7 protein-coding genes are annotated in these 6,353 nt (G+C 69.6%); 2 read left to right on the top strand and 5 right to left on the bottom strand.

Going from position 1 to position 6,353, the window contains the following annotated elements; translation table 11 throughout:
* Nucleotides 1–254: 254 nt before the first annotated feature.
* The 3 genes from ACFYX4_RS25330 to thyX form a co-directional block, all read right to left on the bottom strand.
* Nucleotides 255–1,940 (bottom strand): ribonuclease J, encoded by a 1,686-nt coding sequence (locus tag ACFYX4_RS25330; protein WP_389337589.1) that lies wholly within the window; start codon nucleotides 1,938–1,940, stop codon nucleotides 255–257.
* A 129-nt stretch (nucleotides 1,941–2,069) separates the two neighbouring features.
* The gene (gene dapA, locus ACFYX4_RS25325) at nucleotides 2,070–2,969 is read right to left on the bottom strand and encodes a 4-hydroxy-tetrahydrodipicolinate synthase (protein WP_389337586.1); all 900 of its coding nucleotides are present in this window, start codon (nucleotides 2,967–2,969) and stop codon (nucleotides 2,070–2,072) included.
* Between the two features lie 196 nt (nucleotides 2,970–3,165).
* A complete protein-coding gene (gene thyX, locus ACFYX4_RS25320) occupies nucleotides 3,166–3,858 on the bottom strand; it encodes an FAD-dependent thymidylate synthase (RefSeq protein ID WP_389337623.1) in 693 nt (230 codons plus the stop codon).
* 238 nt (nucleotides 3,859–4,096) lie between these two features.
* Between thyX and ACFYX4_RS25315 the strand changes: the two genes are divergently transcribed.
* Together ACFYX4_RS25315 and ACFYX4_RS25310 are read left to right on the top strand one after the other, a co-directional pair.
* Nucleotides 4,097–4,330, top strand: a complete 234-nt coding sequence (locus tag ACFYX4_RS25315) for a hypothetical protein (protein ID WP_389337583.1) — start codon at nucleotides 4,097–4,099, stop codon at nucleotides 4,328–4,330.
* A gap of 91 nt (nucleotides 4,331–4,421) precedes the next feature.
* Complete coding sequence (locus ACFYX4_RS25310; RefSeq protein ID WP_389337580.1) at nucleotides 4,422–4,976, top strand: hypothetical protein; 555 nt, start codon at nucleotides 4,422–4,424, stop codon at nucleotides 4,974–4,976.
* 152 nt (nucleotides 4,977–5,128) lie between these two features.
* On the opposite strand, the gene ACFYX4_RS25305 is transcribed toward ACFYX4_RS25310, so the two are convergent.
* Nucleotides 5,129–5,572 carry a hypothetical protein gene (locus ACFYX4_RS25305; RefSeq protein WP_389337577.1) on the bottom strand — a complete coding sequence of 148 codons (444 nt, stop codon included), beginning with the start codon at nucleotides 5,570–5,572 and terminating at the stop codon, nucleotides 5,129–5,131.
* Between the two features lie 10 nt (nucleotides 5,573–5,582).
* Entirely contained in the window at nucleotides 5,583–6,335 is a 753-nt protein-coding gene (gene dapB, locus ACFYX4_RS25300) for a 4-hydroxy-tetrahydrodipicolinate reductase (protein WP_389337574.1), read from the bottom strand.
* Between the last annotated feature and the right edge of the window lie 18 nt (nucleotides 6,336–6,353).

Here is a 6,353-nt window from a genome sequence, read left to right as displayed (position 1 = left end):
CAGACCTTTTCGCGATCCGATTTCCTCGGTGCTTTCCAGGTTCCCGCTTTTGTTTCGCGGTTTCCTTTCCGGCGGTTCCGACTTTATCAGAAGTTCTGAGTCGGATTTCCCGCCCCTCCGGAGAGTGGTCCGGACACGCATGAGGTGGCCGGGTTCCCGATCGGGCGGAGCCGTAAACGTACTGGAGCGGAGCGCCCCGATGCAAATCGAGGGGCTCCGCTCCAGGTTCACGCGTACGAGGGGCCGTTCGCGGGTCAGACCTCCACGACGACCGGGAGGATCATCGGCCGGCGCCGGTAGTTGTCGGAGACCCACTTGCCCAGGGTGCGGCGGATGAGCTGTTGCAGCTGGTGGGGTTCGACCACGCCGTCCTGAGCCGAGCGCTCCAGGACTTCGGTGATCTTCGGGATGACGCCCCCGAAGGCCGAGTCCTCGATGCCCGAGCCGCGGGCCTGGACGTGCGGCCCACCCGTGATCTTGCCGGTGGAGGAGTCCACGACGACGAAGACGGAGATGATGCCCTCGTCGCCCAGGATCTTCCGGTCCTTCAGGGCGGGCTCGCCCACGTCGCCGACCGAGAGGCCGTCGACGTACACGTACCCGGCCTGGACCTTGCCGGAGATCTTGGCCTTGCCCTCGACGAGGTCGACGGCGACGCCGTCCTCGGCGATGACGATGCGATCGTGCGGGACGCCGGTCAGGGCGCCCAGCTCGGCGTTGGCGCGCAGGTGGCGCCATTCGCCGTGGACCGGCATCAGGTTCTTCGGCCGGCAGATGTTGTAGAAGTACAGGAGCTCGCCCGCGGACGCGTGGCCGGAGACGTGCACCTTGGCGTTGCCCTTGTGGATGACGTTCGCACCCCAGCGGGTCAGGCCGTTGATCACGCGGTAGACGGCGTTCTCGTTGCCGGGGATGAGCGACGACGCCAGGATCACCGTGTCGCCGTCGACGATGCGGATCTGGTGGTCGCGGTTGGCCATGCGGGACAGCGCGGCCATCGGTTCGCCCTGGGAACCCGTGCAGACCAGGACCACCTGGTGGTCCGGCAGGTCGTCCAGGCTCCGGACGTCGACGACCAGGCCCGGCGGGATCTTCAGATAGCCGAGGTCGCGGGCGATGCCCATGTTGCGGACCATCGAGCGGCCGACGAAGGCGACCCGCCGGCCGTACTCGTGCGCCGCGTCCAGGATCTGCTGGATGCGGTGGACGTGGCTGGCGAAGCTGGCCACGATGATCCGCTTGCGGGCGTTCGCGAAGACCTGGCGCAGGACGTTGGAGATCTCCCGCTCCGGCGGGACGAATCCCGGCACCTCGGCGTTCGTCGAGTCGGACAGAAGGAGGTCGATGCCTTCTTCGCTCAGACGTGCGAACGCGTGCAGGTCCGTGAGGCGGCTGTCCAGCGGCAGCTGGTCCATCTTGAAGTCGCCGGTGTGGACCACCATGCCGGCCGGCGTGCGGATGGCCACGGCGAGGGCGTCGGGGATGGAGTGGTTGACCGCGACGAACTCGCAGTCGAAGGGGCCGATCCGCTCGCGGTTCCCCTCGGCCACCTCAAGGGTGTAGGGGCGGATGCGGTGCTCCTGGAGCTTGGCCTCGATGAGGGCGAGGGTCAGCTTGGAGCCGATCAGCGGGAGGTCCGGCTTCTCCCGGAGGAGGTAGGGGACGGCGCCGATGTGGTCCTCGTGGCCGTGGGTGAGGACGATGCCCTCGACGGCGTCGAGGCGGTCCCTGATGGACGAGAAGTCCGGCAGGATCAGGTCGATTCCGGGCTGCTCCTCCTCGGGGAAGAGCACTCCGCAGTCGACGATCAGAAGACGGCCGCCGTACTCGAAGACCGTCATGTTGCGGCCGATCTCGCCGAGGCCGCCGAGCGGCGTGACCCGGAGGCCGCCTTCGGGGAGCGGCGGGGGCGGGCCCAGTTCGGGGTGCGGATGACTCAAAAGACTCTCCTCAAACACGCGCGCCACGTACCGGTGGGCACGTGGCGCGCGTGACGTTCGTGCAGAAGCAGTTGTCGTTGTGGTGTGCAGGCACCGGTGGCCTGCCGTATTCAGTTGTGAAGTCCGTTGTCAGAGCTGTACCCCGCCCGCGGCAAGATCGATCTTGAGCTGCTCGGTCTCTTCGGCGGTGAGCTCCACCATGGGGGCGCGCAGCGGGCCGGCGGGCAGACCCTGGAGGGCGAGCGCGGCCTTGGTGGTCATGACGCCCTGGGTGCGGAACATACCGGTGTAGACGGGGAGCAGCTTCTGGTGGATCTCCGTGGCCTTCTGGACGTCGCCGGCGGTGAAGGCGTCGACGAGGGCGCGCAGGTCCGGGGTGACGACATGGCCGACGACGGAGACGAAGCCGACCGCGCCGACGGAGAGCAGCGGCAGGTTGAGCATGTCGTCGCCGGAGTACCAGGCGAGGCCGGACTGGGCGATGGCCCAGCTGGCGCGGCCGAGGTCGCCCTTGGCGTCCTTGTTGGCGACGATGCGCGGGTGGGCGGCGAGGCGGACGAGCGTCTCGGTGTTGATCGGGACGCCGCTGCGGCCGGGGATGTCGTAGAGCATGACCGGCAGCTCGGTGGCGTCGGCCACGGTGGTGAAGTGGCGGTACAGGCCCTCTTGCGGGGGCTTGTTGTAGTACGGGGTGACGACCAGGAGGCCGTGCGCGCCCGTCTTCTGCGCCTCGCGCGCCAGCTTGATGCTGTGGTGGGTGTCGTTGGTGCCGACGCCCGCCACGACATGGGCCCTGTCGCCGACGGCCTCCAGGACGGCTCGTACCAGGTCCGATTTCTCCGCGTCGGTGGTGGTGGGGGACTCGCCGGTGGTGCCGTTGACGATCAGGCCGTCGTTGCCTGCGTCCACCAGGTGGGTGGCGAGCCGCTGTGCGCCGTCGAGGTCGAGTGCGCCGTCCGCCGTGAACGGCGTGACCATGGCGGTGAGGACCCGCCCGAAGGGGGTCTGCGGAGTGGAGGTCGGAGCCATGGGTAACACGCTACTCGTTGCTCAGTGCGGGGTCTGCCCTCGGGGCAGGCGACAAGTCGTGTCAAATGCGGAGCCCGGCACTGCCTGCTCGGGGGTTCAAGCAGTGCCGGGTCCGTTTGATCAGGCTAGATGAACTTCTCCAAATGCCGCAATACGGACACTTCGCGCGGCTGATCCGTACATACGTCTCGCGGCCTCAGGGGGCGACGCGGCCGTTGGCGTTGAAGGCGGCGTAGGTGAGGGGCATGAGCCTGGCCCACTCGGCCTCCATCCGCTCCCCGACCATCTCGATCTCCCGCTGCGGGAAGGACGGGACCTTCGCCAGCTCGTGCTGGGTGCGCAGGCCGAGGAAGTGCATCAGCGAGCGCGCGTTGCAGGTCGCGTACATCGAGGAGAACAGCCCGACGGGCAGCACCGCGCGCGCGACCTCACGGGCGACGCCCTCGGCGAGCAGCTTCTGGTAGGCGGCGTACGCCTGCTGGTAGGACTCCTCCAGGACCCGGCTGACCGTCGCGTGCTGGGTGGGGGTCCCCTCGACGAAGACGTACTTGCCCGGACGACCCTGCTGAACGAGCTTGCGGGACTCGTCGGGGCTGTAGAAGACGGGCTGGAGCTCCCGGTACCGACCCGATTCCTCGTTGTACGACCAGCCCACGCGGTGCCGCATGAACTCGCGGAAGACGAAGATCGGGGCGCTGATGAAGAAGGTCATCGAGTTGTGCTCGAACGGGCTGCCGTGCCGGTCCCGCATGAGGTAGTTGATCAAACCCTTTGAGCGCTCGGGGTCCTTCTGGAGCTCCTCGAGCGACTGCTCGCCGAGGGTCGAGACGCGGGCGGCGAACAGGACGTCCGCATCCGAGGCGCTGGATTTGACCAGCTCAACAGTCATGTCGCTGCGCAGGGAGAGGCTGGGGTCGCCGGCGGGGGTCACGGAAGGTCCTTCCCATCACGTGTGGAGTCGGCGCCCACTCTACGGCCCGCCGGTGCCACCGGGGCATTCGGTGCCGGTCCGCGACATCTTCGGTGAAGGTCCGTGAATTCAGGGCAAGTGGGGCACTCTTCGGGGCACTCGCTCGTCTGTGTTGATGACAGCGATTCGTTCGAGCACCGAGAGGACCGGTCCCCAGATGATCCGTCGGCGCGAGCCCGTACCCTTCGCCTTTCTCGCCGAAGCCGACACGTTCCGCAGTAACGTGGCGCCGCCCCCGCCCGAGCCGTCCTCCGCCGGGCAGATAGCCGGGCGCTGGCTGCTCGGGTTCACCATCGTGGCCTCGCTGGTGGGGTCGCTGGTCATCGGGATGCCGGCGCTGAGCCTCGACCACACCGCCCCGGCGCAGCAGTCCCAGGCCCAGGGGCGCTGACCCCGTCCGGACCCCCGCAGGTGGTGAGCGGGGACACAGGCGGATAACCTCACCGGGCACAGCCCCAGCATGGATCGAGTGAGGACCAGCCGTGCCCCTGCCCTTCCTGACGGCCGACCGCGCATTCCAGGCAGCGGACGACGTCGCGTTGCCGTTCGAGGACCGTGAGCGCTGGCGGCGCCCCTACCGTCCGGGGCCCTGGCGGGTCGCCGTGGCCGCGCTGGGTCTGCTGCTCGCCTCGTACGTGCTGTTCGCCGCCGTGGTGATCGCGCTGACCGGTTCGCCGAGCGAGGCCGGCGTGGTCTTCGGCCTCTCCCTGCTGGTGATCGCCGCCGCGCTGCGGCTGCTGCGCATGGGCGTGTGGGTGAGCGAGCGCGGGGTGCGGCACGTGGGGTTCCTCCTCACGCGCACGGTGACCTGGAACCGGGTGGTGGCGGTGCGGACGGTGCAGCAGCCCGTGCGTTGGCTGGGGCTGCCGCGGACGGTGCAGGGCCAGGCGCTGACGCTCGTACGACGGGACCGGTCGCCGCAGGACGCCATGCCGCTGCTGACCACGCACGGGGCGGACTTCCTGGGGCGGGTCGAGGCCTTCGACCGGGCGGCCGACACGGTCGAGGCGTGGGCCGACGAGTACCGGCAGCAGTGAGCAGCCAGCGGTAAGCAGCCAGCGGTAGGCAGTCAGCGCCGAGCAGTCAGCCATATTGCGGCGGAGGGCCCGGCCGGAGTCGACAGGACTCCGGCCGGGCCCTCCGCCGTGCTGCGTGCGTGCGTCAGACGCCCGATGTCGGACGGCCGACGTCAGCGGGACGCCTGGTGCAGGGTGATCGCCCGTTGCATCGCCTGGCGGGCGCGCGGGGTGTCGCGGGCGTCGTGGTAGGCGACGGCCAGGCGGAACCAGCTGCGCCAGTCGTCGGGGGCGTCCTCCGTCTCGGCCTTGCGGCGGGCGAAGACCTCGTCGGCGGAGTCGCGGTCGATCCGGCCGCTGGGGGTGCGCTTCAGCTCGTCGACGGGCAGACCGCCCTCGGCGTCGAGTTCGGCGGCGAGCTGGTTGGCCCTGCGGACGAACTGGGTGTTCTTCCACAGGAACCACACGCCGATGACCGGCAGGATCAGCACCGCCACCCCGAAGGTGACGGTCAGCAGCGTGCCGGCCTGGATGAGCAGGACGCCGCGGCTGCCGACCAGGACGAAGTAGACGACCAGGACGGCCGCCGTGAGGGCGTAGGTGAGCTTGGCGCGCATGGGGTGGGGCTCAGTTCAGGTCGAGGAAGTTTTCCAGGCCGAAGGTGAGACCCGGGGTCGTCACCACGCGGCGGGCGCCCAGCAGGATGCCGGGCATGAAGCTGCTGTGGTGCAGGGAGTCGTGCCGGACGGTGAGGGTCTCGCCCTCGCCGCCGAGCAGGACCTCCTGGTGGGCGAGGAGGCCGCGCAGCCGTACGGCGTGGACGGGGACGCCGTCGACGTCCGCGCCGCGGGCGCCGTCCAGGGCCGTGACGGTGGCGTCTGGGTTGGGGGCGGAGCCGGCGGCGCGGCGGGCCTCGGCGATGAGCTGGGCGGTGCGCGTGGCGGTGCCGGAGGGGGCGTCCACCTTGTTCGGGTGGTGCAGCTCGACGACCTCGACGGACTCGAAGTACGGCGCGGCGATCTGCGCGAACTTCATGGTCAGCACGGCGCCGATGGAGAAGTTGGGCGCGATGAGCACACCGGTCTCCGGCGACTGGCCGAGCCAGCCCCTGAGCTGCGCGAGGCGCTCGTCGGTCCAGCCCGTGGTGCCGACGACGGCGTGGATGCCGTGCCGTACGCAGAAGTCGAGGTTGCCCATGACCGAGGCCGGGGTGGTCAGTTCGACCACGACCTGGGCGCGGGCCTCGGCCAGGGTCTCCAGCTTGTCGCCCCGGCTGAGGGCGGCCACCAGCTTCATGTCCTCGGCGGCCTCGACCGCCCGTACCGCCTCGGAACCGATGCGGCCCTGTGCGCCGAGGACCGCCACGCGCAGCTTGCTCATGTTCTTGCTTCCTTACCG

The organism is Streptomyces sp. NPDC002328 (assembly GCF_042890065.1).
Taxonomy (GTDB): domain Bacteria; phylum Actinomycetota; class Actinomycetes; order Streptomycetales; family Streptomycetaceae; genus Streptomyces.
Note: the sequence above shows the minus strand (reverse complement) of the source record. Positions and strands in the feature narration are given on the sequence as shown.